We start from the raw sequence: 20,711 nt of genomic DNA on the forward strand, positions 1-20,711 counted from the left end.
CCGATGGTCTTCACGCGCCTGATATCAGCAGCACCGGCCCGCCACAAGGGCCGCGCGGAATGCAATTCCGAATTCCGCCCGCTACGTTCTTTCCGCATGACCGCCGCAAGGGAATTGCTGCTCGACACCCCGCGAACAGAGGACGGCGCCGCACTGTGGCGCATTGCCCGCGACTCCCGGACCCTGGACCTGAACTCCCCGTACAGCTACCTCCTGTGGTGCCGGGACTTCGCCGGCACCTCCGTGGTGGCGCGTGCGGCGCACGGCGAACCGATCGGCTTCGTGACCGGCTACGTCCGCCCGGAGCGCCCCCGCGCCCTCGTCGTCTGGCAGGTCGCCGTGGACGAGGCGCACCGCGGTCAGGGGCTCGCCGCCACGATGCTCGACGACCTCGCGCAGCGGGCCGCCGCGTCCGGCGTGCGCGAGGTCGAGACCACGATCACCCCGGACAACGAGGCCTCGCACCGCCTGTTCACGTCCTTCGGCGCCCGCCACGGAGCCCGCACCGAACGCGAGGTGCTCTTCGACGCCGCGCTGTTCCCCGACGGCCACCAGCCCGAAGTCCTGTACCGCATCGGGCCCCTCGTCTGACCCGGCCGTCCCCGCACGACTCCTCCCTCCCCCACAGAAGGAATGCACGGTGACCCTCACCCCGCCCGCCCTGTCCGTCTTCGAGACCCTCGAGTCCGAGGTCCGCAGCTACTGCCGCGGCTGGCCCGCCGTCTTCGACCGCGCGCAGGGCAGCCGGCTCTTCGACGAGGACGGCCACGACTACCTCGACTTCTTCTCCGGCGCCGGGGCCCTCAACTACGGCCACAACAACCCCGTGCTCAAGCGCGCCCTGCTGGACTACCTGGAGCGCGACGGCATCACGCACGGCCTCGACATGAGCACCACCGCCAAGCGCGCCTTCCTGGAACGCTTCCGGGACGTCGTGCTGCGCCCCCGCGGCATGGACCACAAGGTGATGTTCCCCGGCCCGACCGGCACCAACGCCGTGGAGGCGGCGCTGAAACTGGCCCGCAAGGTCAAGGGCCGGGAGTCCGTGGTGTCCTTCACCAACGCCTTCCACGGCATGTCGCTGGGCTCGCTCGCCGTCACCGGCAACTCGATGAAGCGGGCCGGCGCCGGCGTCCCCCTGGTGCACGGCACCCCGATGCCCTTCGACAACTACCTCGACGGCCGCGTCCCCGACTTCCTGTGGTTCGAACGGCTGCTGGAGGACCAGGGCTCCGGCCTCAACCAGCCCGCCGCCGTGATCGTCGAGACGGTCCAGGGCGAGGGCGGCATCAACGTCGCCCGCCCCGAGTGGCTGCGCGGCCTGGCCGACCTGTGCCGGCGCCGCGACATGCTGCTGATCGTCGACGACATCCAGATGGGCTGCGGCCGCACCGGCCCGTTCTTCTCCTTCGAGGAGGCGGGCATCGTGCCGGACATCGTCACCCTCTCCAAGTCGATCGGCGGCTACGGCATGCCGATGTCGCTGACCCTCTTCCGCCCCGAGCTCGACATCTGGGAGCCGGGCGAGCACAACGGCACCTTCCGCGGCCACAACCCCGCCTTCGTCACCGCCACCGCCGCCCTCGACACCTACTGGGCGGACGGCGGCAGCATGGAGAAGCAGACGCTCAGGCGCGGTGAGCAGGCCGAGGCCGTCCTGCGCGAGATCTGCGCCGAGCATCCGCGCTCCGGCGCCCGGTACCGGGGCCGCGGCCTGGTGTGGGGCCTGGAGTTCACCGACCCCGGCCGAGCCTCGCGGGTGTGCGCCCGAGCCTTCGAACTGGGCCTGCTGCTGGAGACCTCCGGCCCCCGCGGCGAGGTCGTCAAGCTGCTGCCCGCCCTGACCATCACCCCCGAGGAGCTCGACGAGGGGCTGCGCACCCTCGCCCGCTCCGTCCGTGAGACCGCCTGACGAAAGGAACCGTCCGACCGTGATCGTGCGATCCCTGAAGGACATCGAGGGCACCGACCGCGATGTCACCGCCGAGACCGGGACCTGGCGCAGCAAGCGCATCGTCCTCGCCGACGACCGCGTGGGCTTCTCGCTGCACGAGACCGTGATGTACGCGGGGACCGAGACCTCCATGTGGTACGCCAACCACGTCGAGGCGGTGCTGTGCGTCGAGGGCGAGGGCGAGCTGACCGACGACGAGACCGGCGAGCGCCACGCGATCTCCCCCGGCACGCTCTACCTGCTCGACGGCCACGAACGGCACACCATGCGCCCCAGGACCGACCTGCGCTTCGTCTGCGTCTTCAACCCGCCCGTCACCGGGCGCGAGGTGCACGACGAGAACGGCGTCTACCCCCTGCTCACCGAGGGAGCGTGACCAGCGATGACCACCGTGACGACGACCGACCTCTACCCCACCCGTGGCACGGCCGAGGTGATGACCCCGCGTCAGGACCCGGCCGTCTGGGGCGGACCCGGCACGTCCGGCCCGATCCAGCCGTCCGAGCTGCGCGACTTCGACCGCGACGGCTTCCTGCCCGTGGACGCGATCATCGGGCCCGAGGACGTCGCCCGTTACCGCGCCGAGCTGGAGCGGCTGTGCGCCGATCCGGCGGTGCGCGCGGACGAGCGGTCCATCGTCGAGGCGAAGTCCCAGGACATCCGCTCGGTCTTCGAGGTCCACAAGATCAGCCCGGTCTTCGCCGAACTGGTCCGCGACCCCCGCGTCGTCGGCCGCGCCCGGCAGATCCTCGGCTCGGACGTCTACGTCCACCAGAGCCGGATCAACGTCAAGCCGGGCTTCGGCGCCTCCGGCTTCTACTGGCACTCCGACTTCGAGACCTGGCACGCCGAGGACGGGCTGCCCCGCATGCGCACGGTCTCGGTCTCGATCGCGCTGACCGAGAACCACGCCACCAACGGCGGCCTGATGATCATGCCGGGCTCGCACCGGACGTTCCTGGGCTGCGCGGGCGCGACACCGGAGGACAACTACAAGAAGTCCCTCCAGATGCAGGACGCGGGCACGCCATCCGACGCGGCCCTCACGGAACTGGCGGGCCGCCACGGTATCCGGCTCTTCACCGGGCCGCCCGGGTCCGCGGTGTGGTTCGACTGCAACGCCATGCACGGCTCGGGGGACAACATCACGCCGTACCCGCGCAGCAACGTCTTCATCGTCTTCAACAGCGTCGACAACGCCGCCGTCGACCCCTTCGCGGCCCCGGTCCGCCGCCCCGAGTTCATCGGAGCGCGCGACTTCACGCCTGTGCGGTAACCCTCCGGGGTGCGGGTTCTGTGTGCGGCGCCGCGTTTGTTGCGGCGGGCGGTTGCCCCGCCGCAACCACAACGCACCCGCACACACCATCGGGCAGCCCGGCGCAGCCGCCCGCAGGCGGGAACCCCGTCAGGCCTCGCGGCGCCCGTTGAAGCGGCGCGGCAACCCCAACGGATTGCCGTCGCGCAGCTCCGCCGGAAGCAGCCCCTGCGGCGCGTCCTGGTAGACGACCGGCCGCAGCCACCGCTCGATCGCCGTGCCGCCCACCGACGTGGACGTCGAGGTCGTGGCCGGGTACGGCCCCCCGTGGTGCATGGCCGGGGCCACCGCGACCCCTGTGGGCCAGCCGTTCACCACGACGCGCCCCGCCAGCGGGGTGAGGCGGCGCAGCAGGTCCGCGCCGGAGCCGTCGGCGTCGGTGCCGGACGCCTCGGCCTCGCTCAGGTGCGCCGTCGCCGTGAGGTTCCCGGGGAGCCGTCCGAGCACCCCCTCGACCTCCTCCGCGCCGCCGTACCGCGCGACGACCGTGACCGGCCCGAAGTGCTCCTCCAGCAGCGCGTCGTGCACGCCGCCCTCCGCGAGCCGGGCCGCCGGGACGGCGACGAAGCCGGCGCGCACCAGGTGCTCGCCTCCGTCGCCGGGCTCGACCGGCGCCTCCACCTCGGGCAGCGCGGTCAGTTCGCGCACGCCCGCGATGAAGTTGTCCCGCATGCGGGCGTCGAGCAGGGTGCCGGGGGCGACGTCGCCGACCGCGGCCGCCAGGGACTTCAGGAGGCGGTCGCCGGCCTCGCCCGCCGGGGCCAGTACGAGGCCGGGTTTGACGCAGAACTGGCCGACGCCGAGGGTCACGGAACCGGCGAGCCCCGCGCCGATCTGCTCGGCGCGCTCCTCGGCCGCGGCCTCCGTGATCACCACGGGGTTGAGGCTGCCGAGTTCGCCGTGGAAGGGGATCGGCACCGGTCGTGCCGCGGCGGCGTCGAAGAGGGCGCGCCCGCCCCGTACGGAGCCGGTGAACCCCGCGGCGGAGACCAGCGGGTGCTTGATCAGGTCGATGCCGGCCTGGAAGCCGTGGACCACCGAGACGACGTCGGCGGGCAGGCCGACGGCGACGGCGGCGCGGCGCAGCGCGTCCGCGCACAGCTCGCTCGTCGCCGGGTGGTCGGGGTGGGCCTTGACGACGACGGGGCAGCCGGCCGCGAGCGCGCTGGCGGTGTCGCCGCCCGGCACGGAGAAGGCGAGGGGGAAGTTGCTGGCGGAGTACACGGCCACGACGCCGAGCGGGATCTTGTAGCGCCGCAGGTCGGGCCGGGGCGGGGCGAGCGTCGCGTCGGCGTGGTCGATGATGACGTCGAGGAAGGCGCCCTCCTCGACGATCTCGGCGAAGGCCCTCAACTGGTAGGTGGTGCGCCCGAGTTCGCCGGTGAGGCGGGCAGGACCGAGGGCGGTCTCCGCGTCGGCGGCCTCCAGGATGCGGGGGCCGGCCTCCTCCAGGAAGTCGGCCGCGGTGCGCAGCAGCCGGGCGCGCACCTCGCGGTCGGCCAGCGCCGGGAAAGCCGCGGCGGCGGCGCGCACCGCGGTGTCGACCTCCTCGGCGGTGGCTTCCACGGCGACCTGCTCCCGCTGCTTCCCGGTTCGGGGATCGACGCTCCACACTGGTACGGCCACCGCGGGCACCTCCAGGCCTTCCGTTCGATATACTGAACAGCATCCGCAACTGTGAATCTGTTCGGGAGCCTACTTGTGCGGGTCCCGGCCGAACAAGGGGGGTCCACTCCAGATGGCTGCAGGTGAGGGCGGCGCGCAGGTCAAATCCGCGGTGCGGACGGTGGAGCTGCTGGAGTTCTTCGCGGGGCAACCCGGCATGCACAGCCTGGCCGCCGTGCAGGAGGCCGTGGGCTACCCCAAGTCCAGCCTGTACATGCTGCTGCGCACGCTCGTGGAGCTGGGCTGGATCGAGACCGACGCCACCGGCACCCGCTACGGCATCGGCGTGCGCGCCCTGCTGGTCGGCACCTCGTACATCGACGGCGACGAGGTCGTCGCCGCGGCCCGCCCGACCCTGGACCGGCTCTCGGACGACACCAGCGAGACCATCCACCTGGCCCGCCTCGACGGAACCAGCGTCGTCTACCTGGCGACCCGTCAGTCCTCGCACTACCTGCGGCCGTTCACCCGGGTCGGCCGCCGGCTGCCGGCCCACTCCACCTCGCTCGGCAAGGCGCTGCTCGCCACGTACACCGACGAGCAGGTCCGCAAGCTGCTGCCGGAGACGCTGGAGCCGCTCACCGAGCACACCCACACCGACCGCGAGAAGCTGATCGCGGAGCTGCACCAGATCCGCGAGCAGGGCTACGCCGTGGACCGCGAGGAGAACACGCTGGGCCTGCGCTGCTTCGGCGTCGCCATCCCGTACCGCACGCCCGCGCGCGACGCGATCAGCTGCTCGGTCCCGGTGGCCAGGCTGACCCCGGCCCACGAGCAGCTGATCAAGGACGCCCTCTTCGACGCGCGCGACCGCCTCACGCTGGCGACCCGCCGTCTGTGACCCTCGCGGTCAGGACTCCTCGCGCAGCACCCGGACGGCACCCGGCGGCACGCTGAGCCGGCCGATGACCCGTTCCCCGGTGAGCAGTTCGGTACCCGGCGCGTCGAGGGGCACCTTCGCCTCGGACCCGGTGTGGTTGATCACGAAGAGGTACGTGCCCTGCTCGCCGGCGCGGCGGACGACCTCGACGTCGCGCGGCAGTTCGGCCCGGTCCGGCAGGCCCGCGTCCTCCGCGGCGGCGGCCAGGACCGCGCCGAGCTCCGCGGGGCCGAGCCGGGTCGAGACGTACCAGGCCGTGCCCTCGCCCAGGGCGTGCCGGGTGACGGCGGGGCGGCCGGCGGCGGGGCCGTCGGCGTACGTCCACACCGGCTCGGCGCCGCGCGGCACGACGACCTCGGTCCACAGGTCGCCGGTGAGGGCGGGGCCCTCGGGGCCGTCGAGCAGGACCCGTTCCCCGTCGAGCAGGGGCGCGAACTCCTCGACGGTCAGCCCGAGCACGTCCCGCAGCGCGCCGGGCACGGGGCCCGGGTGGACGGTGTCGTGCTCGTCGACGACGCCGGAGAAGTAGGAGACCAGCAGCGTGCCGCCGCCCTCGACGTAGGCGCGCAGGTTCCGTCCGGCGGCCTCGGTGGTGAGGTAGAGGGCGGGGACGACGACGAGGGGATAGGCCGACAAGTCGGCCTCGGGACGCGTGAAGTCGACGGTCAGGTGCCGGTCGAAGAGGGCCTCGTAGTAACTGTCGGCGCGTTCGCGCGCGTCGTGGTCCTGGCTGGGCCGCCACTCCAGCTTCTGCGCCCACCAGGACTGCCAGTCCCACAGCACGGCGGCGTCCGCGACGGTCCGGGTGCCGGCGACCTCGGCGAGGGCGGCGACGTCGGCGCCCAGCCGGACCACCTCGCGCCAGACGCGGCTGTCGGTGCCCGCGTGCGGCAGCATCGCGGAGTGGAACTTCTCGGCGCCGTAGCGGGACTGCCGCCACTGGAAGAACAGGGCGCCCTCCGAGCCGCGGGCGACGTGCGCAAGGCTGTTGCGGGCCATCTGGCCGGGGGCCTTGGCGGGGTTGCGGCGCTGCCAGTTGACGCCGCTGGTGGAGTGCTCCAGCAGCAGCCAGGGGGCGCCGCCGGCGACGGAGCGGGTGAGGTCGGCGGCCATCGCCAGGTTGACGTGGGTGCGGCGGCCGTCGGTGATCAGGTAGTGGTCGTTGGTGACGAGGTCGACCTCGCGGCCCCAGGCCCAGTAGTCCATGGAGTCGCACTGGCTGAGCGCGGTCATGAAGTTGGTGGTGACCGGGACGCCGGGTGACAGCCGGTGCAGGACGTCGCGTTCGGCGGTGAAGTTGCCGCGGACGGTCTCGTCGGTGAAGCGGGCGTAGTCCAGCTGCTGGGCCGGGTTGGCGACGGTGGGGGTCAGCCGCGGGGCGTCGACGTGCGCCCAGTCGCCGTAGGTCTGGCCCCAGAAGGCCGTGCCCCAGGCGGCGTTGAGGGCGTCCAGGCTCTCGTAGCGGGCCCGCAGCCACTGCCGGAACTCCTCGGCGGACGCCTCGCAGTAGCAGGCGCCGACCGGGACCCCGTACTCGTTGTGGACGTGCCACATCGCCACGGCCGGGTGGCTCCCGTAGCGCTCGGCCAGCCGCTCGGTGATCCCGGCGGCGGCCCGGCGGTAGGCGGCGGAGCTGTGGCAGATGGCGCCGCGCGAGCCGAAGCCGTAGCGGACGCCCTCGCGGCTCACCGGGAGCGCCTCGGGGTGGGCGGCGTAGAACCAGGCGGGCGGCACGACGGTGGGGGTGCCGAGGTCGGCGCGGATGCCGTGCTCGTGCAGCAGGTCCAGCAGCCGGTCGAGCCAGGCGAAGTCGTAGCGGCCGGGCTCGGGCTCCAGCTTCGCCCAGGCGAAGATGCCGACGCTGACCATGGTCACACCGGCCTCGCGCATCAGCCGGACGTCCTCGTGCCAGACCTCCTCGGGCCACTGCTCGGGGTTGTAGTCGCCGCCGTAGGCAAGGCGCGCCATGGGATCTCCTGGGTCAACTCTGGGAACGTGCACAGCTGCCCGAGGGGCGGCTCGGCCAAGGTAACCGCACGGCCACAAGCATTGACAAGTGTCGGAGATGTTTCTCTACTGTGAACGCTCACAGCGCCCCCGCGCACCCTCGTCAGGGGAGGAACCCATGAACAAGCGCCTCGTCGCCGCATTCGCAGCGGCCGCGCTCTCCACCACGCTGCTGGCCGGCTGCGGTTCGTCGGACGACGGCGGAGACGGAGACAAGGCGGAGTCCGGACCGGTCAGCCTCACGTACTGGGCCTGGGCCCCGGGCCTGGACAAGGTCGCGGCGATCTGGAACGCCGGTCCCGGCAAGGAGGCCGGCATCACGGTCACGGTGAAGAAGCAGGCGTCGGGCGACGACCTGGTCACCAAGATCATCACCGCATCGAAGGCGCACAAGGCGCCCGACCTGGTGCAGGCCGAGTTCCAGGCCCTCCCCACGCTGGTGAGCAACGACGTCCTGGCCGACGTATCCGGGCAGGCGGGCGACGTGAAGAAGGACTTCGCCGACGGCGTGTGGCAGCAGGTGACCCTCGGCTCCGACGCGGTGTACGCGATCCCGCAGGACACCGGGCCGCTGATGTTCTACTACCGCCAGGACCTGTTCACGAAGTACGGCCTGAACGTGCCCACGACGTGGGACGAGTTCGCGCAGACGGCCCGCGCCCTGAAGAAGAAGGACGCCGAGAAGTCGCTGACCACCTTCTCGGCGACCGACCCCGGCCTGTTCGCGGGCCTGTCGCAGCAGGCGGGCGCGAAGTGGTGGACGACCTCCGGGGACAAGTGGGACGTCGCCATCGACGACGCCGCCTCCACCAAGGTCGCCGACTTCTGGGGCGGCCTGGTCAAGGAGGGCGTCGTCGACAACCAGCCGATGTACACCCCCGCGTGGAACAAGGCGCTCAACACCGGGACCCAGATCGCCTGGGTCAGCGCCGTGTGGGCGCCTGGCGTGCTGACGACCGCGGCCCCCGACACCAAGGGCAAGTGGGCCATGGCGCCGCTGCCGCAGTGGAACGCGGGTGAGAACGTCACGGGCAGCTGGGGCGGCTCCACGACCGGTGTCAGCAACGACTCGAAGCACAAGGACGCCGCGGTGAAGTTCGCGACCTGGCTGAACACCGACCCGGAGGCCGTGACGGCCCTGGTGAAGAACGGCGGCATCTACCCGGCGGCGACGGCCGCCCAGACCGGGGACGCGCTCGCCCAGGCGCCGGAGTTCTTCTCCAACCAGCCGGACTTCTACACCAAGGCGGCGGAGATCGCGAAGACCACCGCCCCGGGGGCGTGGGGTCCGAACGTGAACGTCGCCTACAGCGCGTTCAAGGACGCCTTCGGCAAGGCGGCGCAGGACAAGGCCGGCTTCGGCCCGGCGCTGGGCACGGTGCAGTCGACGACGGTCGCCGACATGAAGAAGCAGGGCTTCTCGGTCACGGAGTAGCGCGCGGCAGCCCCTCAGGCCGACCGGGGGCACCACGCGCCCCCGGTCCCGCCCGCCCGTCCGCCGCCCATCCGTCAGCCGTCAGCCGTCAGCCGTCAGCCGTCCGAAACGAGCCGCCCATGCCGCCCACGTCCGCTGCCCGGCGCACCCGACGCCTCGCCCCCTACGGATTCCTCGCCCCCGCCGTCCTCCTGTTCGCCGCGACCTTCGCGCTCCCCATCGGCTACGCCGTCTACCTGAGCTTCCGCAAGATCGAGGTCAAGGGCCTGGGCCTGGGCCGGGGCGCACGCGGCGAGGCCTGGGCGGGGCTGTCCAACTACACCTCCGTCCTGTCCGACACCGAGCTCCTGCACGGCGCCGCCCGCATCCTCGGCTACGGCGCGATCGTCGTGCCGGTGATGCTGGGCCTCGCCCTGCTGTTCGCCCTGATGCTGGACGCGCAGCGGACCCGGCTGCGCGGCTTCTCGCGGCTGGCGATCTTCCTGCCGTACGCCGTGCCCGGGGTGGTCGCGGCGCTGCTGTGGGGCTTCCTCTACCTGCCCTCGCTCAGCCCGCTCCACTACGCGCTGGGCGCCATGGGCCTGCCGGAGCCGGACCTGCTGACCGGCGGCGCGCTCTTCGGCGCGCTGGCCAACGTCGCCGTGTGGGGCGGCACGGGCTTCAACATGATCGTGATCTACACGTCGCTGCGGGCGGTGCCCTCCGAGATCTACGAGGCCGCACGGATCGACGGCTGCTCTGAGCTGCAGATCGCACTGCGGATCAAGATCCCCACGGTGGCGCCGGCGCTCGTGCTGACCTTCTTCTTCTCGATGATCGCGACCTTCCAGGTCTTCGGCGAGCCGATGACCCTGAAGGGGATGACGAACTCGATCTCCACGACCTGGAGCCCGCTGATGAAGGTCTACCAGGACGCCTTCGTCCGCGGCGACCTCCACTCGGCGGCCGCGACGTCCGTGGTCATCGCCGTCGTCACCCTCGTCCTGTCCTTCGGCTTCCTGCGGGCGGCCAACTCCCGTACCCGGCAGGGAGCCTCCTGATGAGCGTCACGGCAACCCCCCTCGCCCAGCGGCCCGGCGCCACCACGGCGGCCCGCGCCTCCGCGCCGCGGCGGCGCCGCGGGACCGGCCTGGTCCCGACCGTCGTGCTGCTGCTCGGCGCGGCCTACTGCCTGCTCCCGGTCGCATGGGTGCTGGTGGCGTCGACGAAGAGCAGCCGCGAGCTGTTCGCGACGTTCACCTTCCTGCCCGGCACGGGCCTGGTCGACAACGTCTCCGCGCTGACGGCGTACCGCGACGGCGTCTACTGGCGGTGGATGCTCAACTCCCTCTTCTACGCGGGCCTCGGCGCGCTGCTGTCCACCGCGGTGTCCGCGGTGAGCGGCTACGCGCTGGCGAAGTACCGCTTCCGCGGCCGCGAGGCGATCTTCAACGTCCTGCTGACCGGGGTGCTGATGCCGCCGGTCATCCTGGCGATCCCGCAGTACCTGCTGATGGCCAAGGCGGGTCTGGCCGACAGCTACCTGTCGGTGCTGCTGCCGAGCGTCCTGGCGCCGTACGGCATCTACCTGGCGCGGATCTACGCCTCCGCCGCCGTGCCGGACGAGGTGGTGGAGGCGGCCCGGGTGGACGGTGCGGGCGAGTGGCGGACCTTCCGCACGATCGCGCTGCCGGTGATGCTGCCCGGACTGGTGACGGTCTTCCTCTTCCAGTTCGTGGCGATCTGGAACAACTTCCTGCTGCCGTTCATCATGCTGGGCGACGACGAGAAGTTCCCGGTGACGCTGGGCCTGTTCACCCTGCTCCAGCAGGGGGCCTCGGCGCCCGCCCTCTACACGCTGGTGATCACCGGTGCGATGCTGGCGATAATGCCGCTGATCGCACTGTTCCTGGTGATCCAGCGGTTCTGGAGCCTGGACCTGCTCTCCGGGGCCGTAAAGTCCTGAGGAGCCCCGAAGGAAGAACGGTATGAGCCGCACAGAACGACGCCGTCCCCCGACGATCCACGACGTGGCCCGCGAGGCGGGCGTGTCACGGGGCACGGTGTCGCGCGTCCTCAACGGCGGGCACAACGTGAGCCCGGCCGCGATGGAGGCGGTCAACGCCGCCATCCGCCGCACCGGATACGTGGTGAACCGGCACGCCCGCAGCCTGATCACCGGGCGTTCGGACTCGGTGGGCTTCCTGCTCACCGAGCCGCAGGAGCGCTTCTTCGAGGACCCGAACTTCAACGTGCTGCTCAGCGGCTGCACCCAGGCGCTGGCCGCGCACGACATACCGCTGCTGCTGATGATCGCCGGCGACGAGTCCGAGCGGCGGCGGATCACCCGCTACATCACCGCCGGGCACGTCGACGGCGTGCTGCTGGTGTCCAGCCACTCGGGGAACCCGGTCGCCGAGCGGCTGGAGAAGGCCGGGGTTCCGGTCGTCGCCTGCGGGGAGCCGCTGGGGCAGGGCGGCCGGGTCGCGTACGTGGCCGCCGACGAACGGGGCGGCGCGCACCGGATGGTGCGGCACCTCGTGGCCTCCGGGCGGCGCACGATCGCCATGATCACGGGGCCGCTGGACACCCCCGGCGGTGTGCAGCGCCTGGCGGGCTACCGCGAGGAGCTGGCCGCCGCGGGGCTGCCCGCCGACGAGACGCTGATCGCCGAGGGCGACTACAGCCGGGCCAGCGGGGAGGCCGCGATGACCGCGCTGCTGGACCGCTCCCCCGGCCTGGACGCGATCTTCGTCGCCTCCGACCTGATGGCCCAGGGCGCGCTGGCGGCGCTGGAACGGGCCGGGCGGCGGGTGCCGGAGGACGTCGCGGTCGGCGGCTTCGACGACTCCCCGGCGGCGCTGGCCACGCTCCCGCCGCTGACCACGATCCGCCAGCCGTGGGACCGGATCAGCGCCGAGATGGTGCGGCTGCTGCTCGCCCGCATCGCCGGTGACGAGCCGTCCGCGGTGATCCTCCCGACGGAGCTGGTACGGCGGGAGTCGGCCTGAACATCCCCTAGGATCATGGGAGTTGGGGCGTCGAAGCCGCCGCCCCCGGACTTGGAGGACCGGTGCGTCTCCCCCGCTCCCTTTCCGGCTGGACCATGGCCGTCTTCGGTGTGCTCGCCGCCGCGCTCGGCATCGTCGGGATCGTCTCGCCGGCCGTGCAGCTGTCCCTGCTCGGCTTCCACCGTCCGGACCACCGCGCCGCCGGCGACTACACCCTGGTCTTCCTCACCGCGTCCTCGATGGCGGCGCTCAACATGGGCGTGTACTACGTCCTGGCGGCCCTCGCCGACTGGCGCGCCTTCTTCCGCTGGACGGTCCCGTTCCGGCTGCTGACCTTCACCGTCTTCACCACGGCCGTGGTGATCGGCCGGGCGCCCTCCGGCTTCCTCGGGGTCGGCGTGTGGGAGGGCGTGGGCGCGCTGGTGACCGGTGCGGCCCTCTGGCACGAGGGCCGCAGGGCCCGGGCCGCGACCCCCGAGGGCGCCGCGGCGGCGTGACGCGGCCGTGGCGTGACCCGGCCGTGGCGTGACCCTGCCGCGGGGCGGTCAGGACGTACCGGGCGGGACCGCGCACTGCTCGGAGAAGCCCTGGCTGGTCAGCCCGAGGGCACTGTTGAGCCGGGAGCGCAGGTTCTCCACCGCGACCATGGCCGTGAGTTCGACGAAGGCGGCCTCACCGAGCCGGTCGAGCAGCCGGCGGGCCAGGTCGTCGGTGACGGACGGCACCGTCTCGCTCATGGCCTCGGCGTACTCCATCACCCACTGTTCGAGCTCGGTGAAGTCCTCCCGGTGCTCGCGCCAGACCGGCACCTTGCCCACCTTCTCCATGGGCAGCCCCAGGCCCTCGGCCTTCCAGTGGCCGAAGTCCACGCACCAGGAGCAGCCGATGCGGACCGCGGACGCCATGACGGCGAGGTGCCCCAGGCCCCGGTCGAGCGCGTGCCACTTCTCCACGCCCTGCTCGAAGCGGGCGTAGCTCATCAGCACCTTCGGGTTGTGGCCGACCGCCCGGCCGGGGTCGAGGACCCTGCCGAACCTGCGGCGCGCGTACCACTCGGCGAGCCGGATGAACGGGGTCCGGGGCGGGTCGAGGGAGATGCGGGACATGTCGTGCCTCCTGGGGTCGTCCGCGTCGTGCCTGCGGGAGTACGACGGACGGCGGCCTCCCCGGTGTGACATCCGGGGGCGGGGGCACCTCCGGGGACGTCCGGGAGGTCACGCCCGCAGGGCGCACAGGGCGCGGTCCCAGAGCCGGTCCGCGGCGACCGGGTCCACGGCGTGGGCGGCGACGCCGCCGGGGCGCCCCTCGTCCCCGTCCACGACCTGCGCCTCCTGGTTGTCCTCGAAGTAACGTCCGGTCACCCCGTCGAGCAGCGGCGACGCCGCGAGCAGCACCGAGGTGGCGGCTCCCTGCTCCGCGGTCTTGTGGTACGGCTGCGGGATGACGGCGCCGTCCTCGTCCGTCACGCCCATCGCCCGCATGGTGCCGGCGTCGATGTGGCGCTGGAGGTTGGTGCCGAGGATCCATCCGGGGTTGAGCGCGTTGGCCGTGACGCCGTCGGCGGCCCACCGGCGGGCGCCCACCGCGAGCAGGACGTCCGCGGTCTTGGACTGCGCGTAGGCCGTCCAGGGGTCGTAGGGACGCCGCTCGAAGTGGGGGTCGCCGAAGTCGAACGCGGCGTTGCGGTGGGCTCCGGAACTGACGACCACCAGACGGGCCGACCCGGCCGCCCGCAGTGCGGGGTGGAGTGCCGTGGCGAGGGCGAAGTGCCCGAGGTGGTTGGTGGCGAGCTGCAGCTCCCACCCCAGGTCGGTGACCTGGCGGGTGGGGAGGGCCATGATCCCGGCGTTGGCGACGAGGATGTCGAGCGGCCCGCTCCAGGCGTCCGCGAAGTGGGCGACGGACGCGAGGTCGGCCAGGTCGAGGGCCCGTACGTCCACCGAGCCCGCCGGGGCGGTGGTGGCGAGTCCGCGGAGGGCCGGTGCCGCGGCGGCGGGATCGCGCGTGGCGACGGTGACGTCCGCGCCGGCCGAGGCCAGGGCCCGGACCGTTTCGAGGCCGATGCCGGAGGCGCCGCCGGTGACGAGGGCGCGCCGGCCGGTGAGGTCGACTCCGCCGATGACCTCGGAGGCCGTGGCGTGCGAGGGGAAGGGGGTCTGCAGCAGGGGGTGGTCGAGCACGGTGACCTTCTCGGGAGGGGAACGGCTGGTACGCGAACCAGGCTATGGACGGCATCGCGTATTCTCCATAATGAAAACTCCGGAAAACTTCAGCCATCGTCCAGCCCCAGGAGGCACGTCATGGATCCGCTCGAGGACGTGCTGGCCCTGCTGGAGACCAGGGCCCATCTCTCGACGGGCCTCGTGGCGGGCGGCGAGTGGGCGGTGCGCTTCGGGGCGCCGTCCGGGGTGAAGTTCAACGCGGTCCGGCGCGGCGGGTGCCTCCTGGAGGTCGAAGGGGCGGACGGGCCGGTGGAGCTGGCCGCGGGCGACTGCTTCCTGCTCACCCAGGCCCGCCCGTTCGTGCTGCGCAGCGCTCCCGGCGTGGCCCCGGTCTCCGCGGAGCCGGTGTTCGCCGCGGCGGAGGGCGGTTTCGCCCGGGTCGGCCGGGGCGACGACGTCCTGCTCGTCGGCGGCCGCTTCTCCTTCGGCGACCGCGCGCGGGCCCTGCTGCTGGACGCCCTGCCGCCGGTCATCCACGTGCCCGCGGGGACCGCGCACGCGCAGACCGTGGGCTGGGCACTGGAGCAGATCGGGCAGGAGCTGCTGCGACGGCCCGTGGCCTCCACCCTCGTGGCGGAGCACCTGGCCGTCGTCATGCTGGTCCACGTGCTGCGTCTGCACCTCGCCGAGGAGTCGCACGGCGCGTCGGGCTGGCCGGCGGGCCTGGCCGACCCCGTCGTGGCGCCCGCCCTGGCCGCGCTGCACCGCGCGCCGGCGCACGGCTGGACGGTCGCCGAACTCGCCCGCACCAGCGGGGTGTCGAGGTCCACGCTCGCCGCGCGGTTCAAGCGGACCGTGGGCTGTCCGCCGCTGGACTACCTCAGGCGGTGGCGCATCGAACTCGCCTCGCAGCGCCTGCGCAAGGGCACCGAGACCCTCGCCGTCATCGCCCGCGCGGTCGGCTACGGCTCCGAGAGCGCGCTCAGCACGGCCTTCAAGGAGGTGACGGGGAGCTCGCCCCGTGCCTACCGCGGCGGTCCCGCGGCCTGACGGGACGGCCTGAAGGGACGGCCTGGGGGCGCGGGCCTCCGCCGGCCGGGGACGGTCGGCCGACGGGTGGGGTGGGTGCGGGGCGGCGGCCGGTCAGAGCCTTCCGCTGCCCGCGTGGCGGTCGACGACGTGCGGCACGGCGCCCGCACGGTCGACCCGGGTGCGCAGGGCCGGGGTCCACCCGGCGTCGTCGCCGAGCTGCTCGGCGGGGACACCCGCGTTGTGGACGGCGAGCAGGTCGACGGGGCGGCCGTTGACGAGGTTGCCGTCCTCGGTGAGGGCGGTGCCCTTCCACTTCTTGATGACGGTGGCGCGGTCGACGCCCGCGGGCAGGGTGAAGGCGTTGGCCTCCGCCACGAGCTGCGACTGGACGCCGACACCGAGGCTGTAGCCGTAGGCGTAGCCGGAGTCCGCGGTCGCCACGTAGTGGTTGTTGTAGACGTCGACCTGGCCGAAGCGGACGCGCGGGGCGCGCTCGGTGACGTTCCGGTAGAGGTTGTGGTGGAGGGTGACGCCCGCGGGCAGGGTGAAGGCGTTGGCCTCCGCCACGAGCTGCGACTGGACGCCGACACCGAGGCTGTAGCCGTAGGCGTAGCCGGAGTCCGCGGTCGCCACGTAGTGGTTGTTGTAGACGTCGACCTGGCCGAAGCGGACGCGCGGGGCGCGCTCGGTGACGTTCCGGTAGAGGTTGTGGTGGAGGGTGACGCGCAGCCTGCCCGCGTCGGTGGCGGCGGCGCTGTCGCTGTTGCCGATGAGCGAGGTCTTGCCGTGGTCCCGGAAGACGTTCCAGGACCCGGTGACGAGGTCGGAGCCCTTGATGACGTCGAAGAGGCCGTCGTGCTTCTGGAAGACGCGGCCGAAGTAGGTGGGCAGGGTCGTGTCGGGCTCGTCGCCGTCGGAGAAGGTGTTGTGGTCCACCCACACGTGCGTGGAGCCGACCACGCTGAGGTTGTCGTACTCGGAGTTCCAGTTGCCGGTGTCGCCGTCGGTGGGGTCCCAGGCGGGGAAGCAGTCGGCGGCGTTCTCGAAGGACAGGTTGCGGATGATGACGTCGTCGGCGTCCTGGACCATGAGGTTGCCGCCCCGGAGGGTGGCGCCCCGGCCGAGGCCGACGATGGTGGTGCGGGAGCCGACCCGCACCTGGACGCGTTCCGCCTGGACCTTCTGCGAGGCGGCGCGGGCGTCCTCGAGCGGGCCGGACGGCTCGCGGTCGGTGCCCCACACCGCGGGGTCGTAGGCGGCGAGGTAGCCGTCGAGGGTGTAGCCGTCGGTGGCGTAGTCCGCGCAGCCCAGGGGGGTGCCGTCGTCGGCGGTGTTCACGTCGATGACGCCCTTGACCTGGACGATCCGGGGGGTGCCGTCGCCGTCGCCGAGGGCGGCGACCAGTTCGGCGCGGTTGCGCACGGTGAAGACGTGGGCGGCGTCGGCGGCCGAGCCGCCCTTGGTGCCCCCGCCGGCCGAGGCCCAGCCGTCACCGGCGGGCAGTACGGCGCGGCCGAGGGCGGTCCCGCGCGGGACGGCCTGGGCCTCGGCCGGAGCGGTGAGGGCGAGGGCGAGCGTCGTGCAGCCCACCAGCAGGGGAATGACGCGTGCATGACACACAGATCTGCGCATTGCGGCTCCTTGGGAGGAGGTGGGGAGGGGAGGGGGAGCGGGGACGGCCGGCGGCTCACGGCGCGGCGTGGGCGCCGCCGGCCTTCCCGTACCCGGGCACGCGGATCAGGAGGTGTGCTTCTTCCAGTCCGCCTGCGCGGCGTTGAGCTTCCCGGCGAAGGCGTCGAGGAAGTCCTTGGCGCTCAGCCGGCCGAGGACGACCTTCTGGAACTCCGGTTCGCTGTCGGCCTTGCTGAGGGTGTTCCAGTCCGGCAGGTAGTACGGCAGCTGGACGATCTTCGTCTTGAGGTCGGTGAGCGCCTCGATGGCGATCTTGGTGGCCCCGGCGGAGGCGATCCAGTCGTCGTCCTGCGCCTCGGTGTTGGACGGGATGGCACCGGCGGACTCGTTCCACAGGCTGTTCGCCTCCGCGGAGGCGGCGAACTCGATGAACTTCCAGGCGGCCTCCTTGTTCTCGGAGCTCTTGAACAGACCGAGCCCGTCCACCGGGTTGGAGACCGTGGTGCGCACCCCCGCCGCGTCGACCGGCATGGCCACGCCCGCGAACTTGCCCTGACCGAGGGCGTCCAGGTGGTTCTGGTAGGAACCCAGGTTGTGCTGGAGGATGCCGATCTTCCCGTTGTCGAACTCGGCGACCATCTTGGTGAAGTCGTTGTTGAGGTCGGCCTCGGGCGTGGTCTTCTTGTACAGCGCGACGTACTTCTCCAGCGCCGCCACGTTCTTGGCGTCGTTGACGGTGGTCGTGTCGCCGTTCCAGAAGCTGTCGATGCCCGACTGCCCGTACATCATGTCCAGGGCCTGGGCGATCGAGCCGGCGCCGCCGCGGAAGGTGAAGCCGAACTCGTTGTTCTTGCGGTCCGTCAGCTTCTGCGTCGCCGTGAAGAACGCGTCCCAGGTGGTGGGCGCCTGCGCCCCCGCGGCCTCGAAGAGGTCGGTGCGGTACCACAGGACGCCCATGTTCGCGGAGGTCGGCACCGAGAACAGCTCGTCGCCGCCGCCCGCCGCCTGCACGCTCGTGACCAGGTTGGGGTCGAACCTGCCCTTCAGGGGGCTGTCGTCGATGCGGTCGGTCACCGGGTCGAGCGCGCCCTGCGCCACCAGGCTCGCGAGCATCGCGGTGCCCACGCCGCCCACGTCGGGCAGGCCCTTGCCGCCCGCGATGGCGGTGTCGTACTTGGACTGCACGTCGGCGGCGGCGACCCCGACGTACTTCACCTTGACGTCCGGGTTCTTCTTCTCGAAGCGGGAGATGATCTCCTTCCACACCTCGGTGCGGACACCGCCGTTGTTGTCCCAGAAGGTGACGGTGCCCTTGCCGCTGCCCTCGCTGCCCGAGCTGCCCTTGCCGTCGGTGCCGCAGGCGGACGCGGTCAGCGCCAGTGCGGAGACGGCCGCGACGGCGGCGGCGAGGCGTGCTCCGCGGCCCTTCGGTGCTCTCATGGTGACTCTCCTGTCGGGGTGTGTGCGGGTGGTGGGGACGTGAGGGGTGGCCCGGGGTCCGGCGTGGGCCGTCGCCGGTGTCCGCGGCGGTGGGTGCCGTCGCCGAGGCCGGCGGTCCAGGGGCGCATCGTCAGCCGCTCCCGTCGACGAGGCGGCGGGCCAGCGCGCCGGCCTGCGCGGGTCCGAGGCGACCGTCGGCGACGGCGGTGACGATCCGCCGGGTCACGGTGCCGCCCGCGGGGACGGGCAGCCGCCGCGCCCAGGCGAGGGAGGAGCCGACGCCGGGGTACTCGGCGGTGCGCACGAACCACGGGTCGCGGCGGGTCCCGGCGGTCGCCCCGGCGAAGACCAGCGTCCAGCCCTCGCCCGAGAGGGCCAGCCAGTCGGCCGCCCGGCCGTGCACGGCCTCCTCGCCCTCCGCACCGGCCGTGAACACCCGCGCCCGCTCCGGCTCGGCGGGCGCCCGCCAGAAGAAGCCGCCGTATCCGGCGCCGGGGCGGCCGTTGGTGGCCGGGCTGCCGATGGTCAGCTCCCGGTCGCCGGGGTTGGCCAGGGCGAAGGTGACGTCGAGCGCCCAGCAGCCCCTGCCGAGCGCGCGGGCCGTGACCGTCCGCCGCTCGCGGAGCAGTTCGCGGTCCCCGGTGCGCCAGGACAGCTCCTCGGTGAAGCCGTCCGGGCCGCCGCGGAGCAGGCCCAGGTGCTCCTGGACGCCGTGGTCGTCCAGCTCGGCCGGGCCCCGGTCGCGGACGTAGGTGCGCCCGCCCCAGAAGTTGCGCCCGTCGACGTCGGGGACGGCGACGCTCACCCCGAGGTGGTGGAGGTGGTCGCCGGGCATGAACTCGGTGACGGGCACCCCGGCCAGGGTGGTCAGCGGGTGCAGGTACGGGCGCGGGGCGAGCCGCCCGGGCAGCTCGGGGCGGTGGACGTACCGTCCGACGGTACGTCCGGCGGCACGCAGCACGGTGGTCGTCATCGCCGGACCACCCCGTTCGGCGCGGCCCAGGGGGCGCCCAGCTCGGAGAAGAGGGCCAGGGTCTCCGCGCCGGCGGTGACCATGCCGTCGACCCCGGTGACGACACGTCGCGCGGACCGTTCGCCGGGCTCGGAGCGCCAGGCGCCGTCGGGCAGCGGCACCGGGTCCGGGGCGGTGCGCACGGCCTCGACGACCTTCATGAAGGCACCGGTGGCGCGGGGCGGCACGAGCAGGTCCTCGCCGTGCCGCACGTGCGCGACCAGGTTCTCCAGCAGGTCCGTGCGCCCGTACCGCTGCTCCTGCGGGCCGCGCCCGGCGCGTTGCAGCAGGACGCGGTCCTGCTTGTACCAGAACGTCACACGGCCTCGGTCGCCGTGGACGACGACGTACGGCTCGGCGTTCCGCTCGGCGCACAGGGTGGCGGTGACCGTGACGACCGTGCCCCGCGCGGTGCGCAGCCGCAGGGCGGAGGTGTCGTCGGCCTCGATGGCGTTGGCCCGGAAGAGCTCCAGCTCGATCGCCCCGACGTCCTCGGCGCGTTCGCTGCCGTCCAGGGCGAGCGCGGTGGCGACGGCGTGGGCGAGGGGGTTGGTGAGCACCCCGTCGACCACGTCCGTACCGCCGATCCTGCGCCGCCCCGACCAGGCGGCCCGGCGGAAGTAGTGCTCGTCGCGCACCCAGTTGCCGGCGGCGCCGATGCCGCGCACGGTGCCTATCGCGCCGTCGGCCACCAGCGCGCGGACGGCGTCCAGGGCGTGCGAGCCGAGCGACTGGAAGCCGATCTGACAGGCCCGTCCGCTCGCCTCGACCCCGGCGACCAGCCGTTCGTACGCGGCATAGGAGGGCGCGGGCGGCTTCTCCAGCAGCACGTGGGCGCCCTGCGCGGCCGCGGCCAGCGCCAGGTCGGTGTGCGTGTGGAGGGGGGTGCAGACGATGACGATCCCGGCGCCGGTCCGCGCGGTCAGTTCGCCCAGGTCGGTGCCGTGGGCGGGTCCGGGGAACCCGGCCGGTTCCCCCGGCGCGAGCGGGACGGTGTCGCAGATCCCGGCGAGCCGCACCAGACCGGTGGCCGACAGCCTCCTCAGGTTCTCCAGGTGCCAGGCGCCGTGGCCGCGGGCCCCGGCCAGGACGACGGGCACGGGCGCGTCGCCGGGCCGCGTGGATGCATCTCGCACGGTTTGGACCTCCTCGTCCGCGGGACAGGGGCGGGTGGCTGGTGGCGGGAC

The 20,711-nt window shown here is 72.9% G+C and carries 19 protein-coding genes; 11 read left to right on the top strand and 8 right to left on the bottom strand.

Annotation, left to right across the window (positions count from 1 at the left end; genetic code table 11):
- Window positions 1–96 precede the first annotated feature (96 nt).
- The 4 genes from ectA to thpD are packed head-to-tail and all read left to right on the top strand — an operon-like array spanning window position 97 to window position 3,230.
- The gene (gene ectA, locus AC1VWI_RS13125) at window positions 97–591 is read left to right on the top strand and encodes a diaminobutyrate acetyltransferase (protein ID WP_499511168.1); all 495 of its coding nucleotides are present in this window, start codon (window positions 97–99) and stop codon (window positions 589–591) included.
- 49 nt (window positions 592–640) lie between these two features.
- Entirely contained in the window at window positions 641–1,912 is a 1,272-nt protein-coding gene (gene ectB / locus AC1VWI_RS13130; RefSeq protein WP_499511169.1) for a diaminobutyrate--2-oxoglutarate transaminase, read from the top strand.
- Window positions 1,913–1,931: 19 nt separating this feature from the next.
- Entirely contained in the window at window positions 1,932–2,330 is a 399-nt protein-coding gene (locus AC1VWI_RS13135) for an ectoine synthase (RefSeq protein WP_499511170.1), read from the top strand.
- Between the two features lie 6 nt (window positions 2,331–2,336).
- Complete coding sequence (gene thpD / locus AC1VWI_RS13140; protein WP_499511171.1) at window positions 2,337–3,230, top strand: ectoine hydroxylase; 894 nt, start codon at window positions 2,337–2,339, stop codon at window positions 3,228–3,230.
- A gap of 129 nt (window positions 3,231–3,359) precedes the next feature.
- Here thpD and AC1VWI_RS13145 read toward each other — a convergent pair whose 3' ends face one another.
- Entirely contained in the window at window positions 3,360–4,895 is a 1,536-nt protein-coding gene (locus AC1VWI_RS13145; RefSeq protein ID WP_499511172.1) for an aldehyde dehydrogenase (NADP(+)), read from the bottom strand.
- A 112-nt stretch (window positions 4,896–5,007) separates the two neighbouring features.
- Here AC1VWI_RS13145 and AC1VWI_RS13150 point away from each other — a divergent pair, with 112 nt between their 5' ends.
- A complete protein-coding gene (locus tag AC1VWI_RS13150; protein ID WP_361795955.1) occupies window positions 5,008–5,775 on the top strand; it encodes an IclR family transcriptional regulator in 768 nt (255 codons plus the stop codon).
- Window positions 5,776–5,784: 9 nt separating this feature from the next.
- On the opposite strand, the gene AC1VWI_RS13155 is transcribed toward AC1VWI_RS13150, so the two are convergent.
- On the bottom strand, window positions 5,785–7,782 hold the full coding sequence (locus tag AC1VWI_RS13155; RefSeq protein ID WP_499511173.1) for a beta-galactosidase: 1,998 nt from the start codon (window positions 7,780–7,782) through the stop codon (window positions 5,785–5,787).
- A gap of 157 nt (window positions 7,783–7,939) precedes the next feature.
- Between AC1VWI_RS13155 and AC1VWI_RS13160 the strand changes: the two genes are divergently transcribed.
- From AC1VWI_RS13160 to AC1VWI_RS13180, 5 genes are all read left to right on the top strand, one after another.
- Window positions 7,940–9,256, top strand: coding sequence for an ABC transporter substrate-binding protein (locus tag AC1VWI_RS13160; protein ID WP_499511174.1), 1,317 nt, complete (start codon window positions 7,940–7,942; stop codon window positions 9,254–9,256).
- 119 nt (window positions 9,257–9,375) lie between these two features.
- Window positions 9,376–10,296: a carbohydrate ABC transporter permease gene (locus AC1VWI_RS13165; RefSeq protein WP_499511175.1), complete on the top strand. Its 921-nt coding sequence runs from the start codon at window positions 9,376–9,378 to the stop codon at window positions 10,294–10,296.
- The gene (locus AC1VWI_RS13170) at window positions 10,296–11,201 is read left to right on the top strand and encodes a carbohydrate ABC transporter permease (RefSeq protein WP_499511176.1); all 906 of its coding nucleotides are present in this window, start codon (window positions 10,296–10,298) and stop codon (window positions 11,199–11,201) included. The genes AC1VWI_RS13165 and AC1VWI_RS13170 overlap by 1 nt, the downstream gene beginning before the upstream one ends.
- Before the next feature lie 22 nt (window positions 11,202–11,223).
- The gene (locus AC1VWI_RS13175; RefSeq protein WP_499511177.1) at window positions 11,224–12,246 is read left to right on the top strand and encodes a LacI family DNA-binding transcriptional regulator; all 1,023 of its coding nucleotides are present in this window, start codon (window positions 11,224–11,226) and stop codon (window positions 12,244–12,246) included.
- 95 nt (window positions 12,247–12,341) lie between these two features.
- Complete coding sequence (locus AC1VWI_RS13180) at window positions 12,342–12,743, top strand: hypothetical protein (RefSeq protein WP_499516790.1); 402 nt, start codon at window positions 12,342–12,344, stop codon at window positions 12,741–12,743.
- Between the two features lie 48 nt (window positions 12,744–12,791).
- Here the strand turns inward: AC1VWI_RS13180 and AC1VWI_RS13185 are convergent, their stop codons facing one another.
- Both AC1VWI_RS13185 and AC1VWI_RS13190 read right to left on the bottom strand, forming a co-directional pair.
- A complete protein-coding gene (locus AC1VWI_RS13185) occupies window positions 12,792–13,352 on the bottom strand; it encodes a carboxymuconolactone decarboxylase family protein (RefSeq protein WP_499511178.1) in 561 nt (186 codons plus the stop codon).
- Between the two features lie 108 nt (window positions 13,353–13,460).
- The gene (locus AC1VWI_RS13190) at window positions 13,461–14,426 is read right to left on the bottom strand and encodes an SDR family NAD(P)-dependent oxidoreductase (protein WP_499511179.1); all 966 of its coding nucleotides are present in this window, start codon (window positions 14,424–14,426) and stop codon (window positions 13,461–13,463) included.
- A 120-nt stretch (window positions 14,427–14,546) separates the two neighbouring features.
- Between AC1VWI_RS13190 and AC1VWI_RS13195 the strand changes: the two genes are divergently transcribed.
- The gene (locus AC1VWI_RS13195; protein ID WP_499511180.1) at window positions 14,547–15,458 is read left to right on the top strand and encodes an AraC family transcriptional regulator; all 912 of its coding nucleotides are present in this window, start codon (window positions 14,547–14,549) and stop codon (window positions 15,456–15,458) included.
- Window positions 15,459–15,551: 93 nt separating this feature from the next.
- Here AC1VWI_RS13195 and AC1VWI_RS13200 read toward each other — a convergent pair whose 3' ends face one another.
- The 4 genes from AC1VWI_RS13200 to AC1VWI_RS13215 all read right to left on the bottom strand — a co-directional run bounded on the left by AC1VWI_RS13200 (window position 15,552) and on the right by AC1VWI_RS13215 (window position 20,660).
- Complete coding sequence (locus tag AC1VWI_RS13200; RefSeq protein WP_499511181.1) at window positions 15,552–17,072, bottom strand: pectate lyase family protein; 1,521 nt, start codon at window positions 17,070–17,072, stop codon at window positions 15,552–15,554.
- A gap of 105 nt (window positions 17,073–17,177) precedes the next feature.
- The gene (locus tag AC1VWI_RS13205) at window positions 17,178–18,512 is read right to left on the bottom strand and encodes an ABC transporter substrate-binding protein (protein ID WP_499511182.1); all 1,335 of its coding nucleotides are present in this window, start codon (window positions 18,510–18,512) and stop codon (window positions 17,178–17,180) included.
- Window positions 18,513–18,642: 130 nt separating this feature from the next.
- Complete coding sequence (locus AC1VWI_RS13210) at window positions 18,643–19,485, bottom strand: DUF6807 domain-containing protein (protein ID WP_499511183.1); 843 nt, start codon at window positions 19,483–19,485, stop codon at window positions 18,643–18,645.
- Window positions 19,482–20,660 carry a Gfo/Idh/MocA family protein gene (locus AC1VWI_RS13215; protein ID WP_499511184.1) on the bottom strand — a complete coding sequence of 393 codons (1,179 nt, stop codon included), beginning with the start codon at window positions 20,658–20,660 and terminating at the stop codon, window positions 19,482–19,484. The genes AC1VWI_RS13210 and AC1VWI_RS13215 overlap by 4 nt, the downstream gene beginning before the upstream one ends.
- Window positions 20,661–20,711 lie beyond the last annotated feature (51 nt).

It is taken from the genome of Streptomyces sp. TOM-9 (assembly GCF_056858595.1).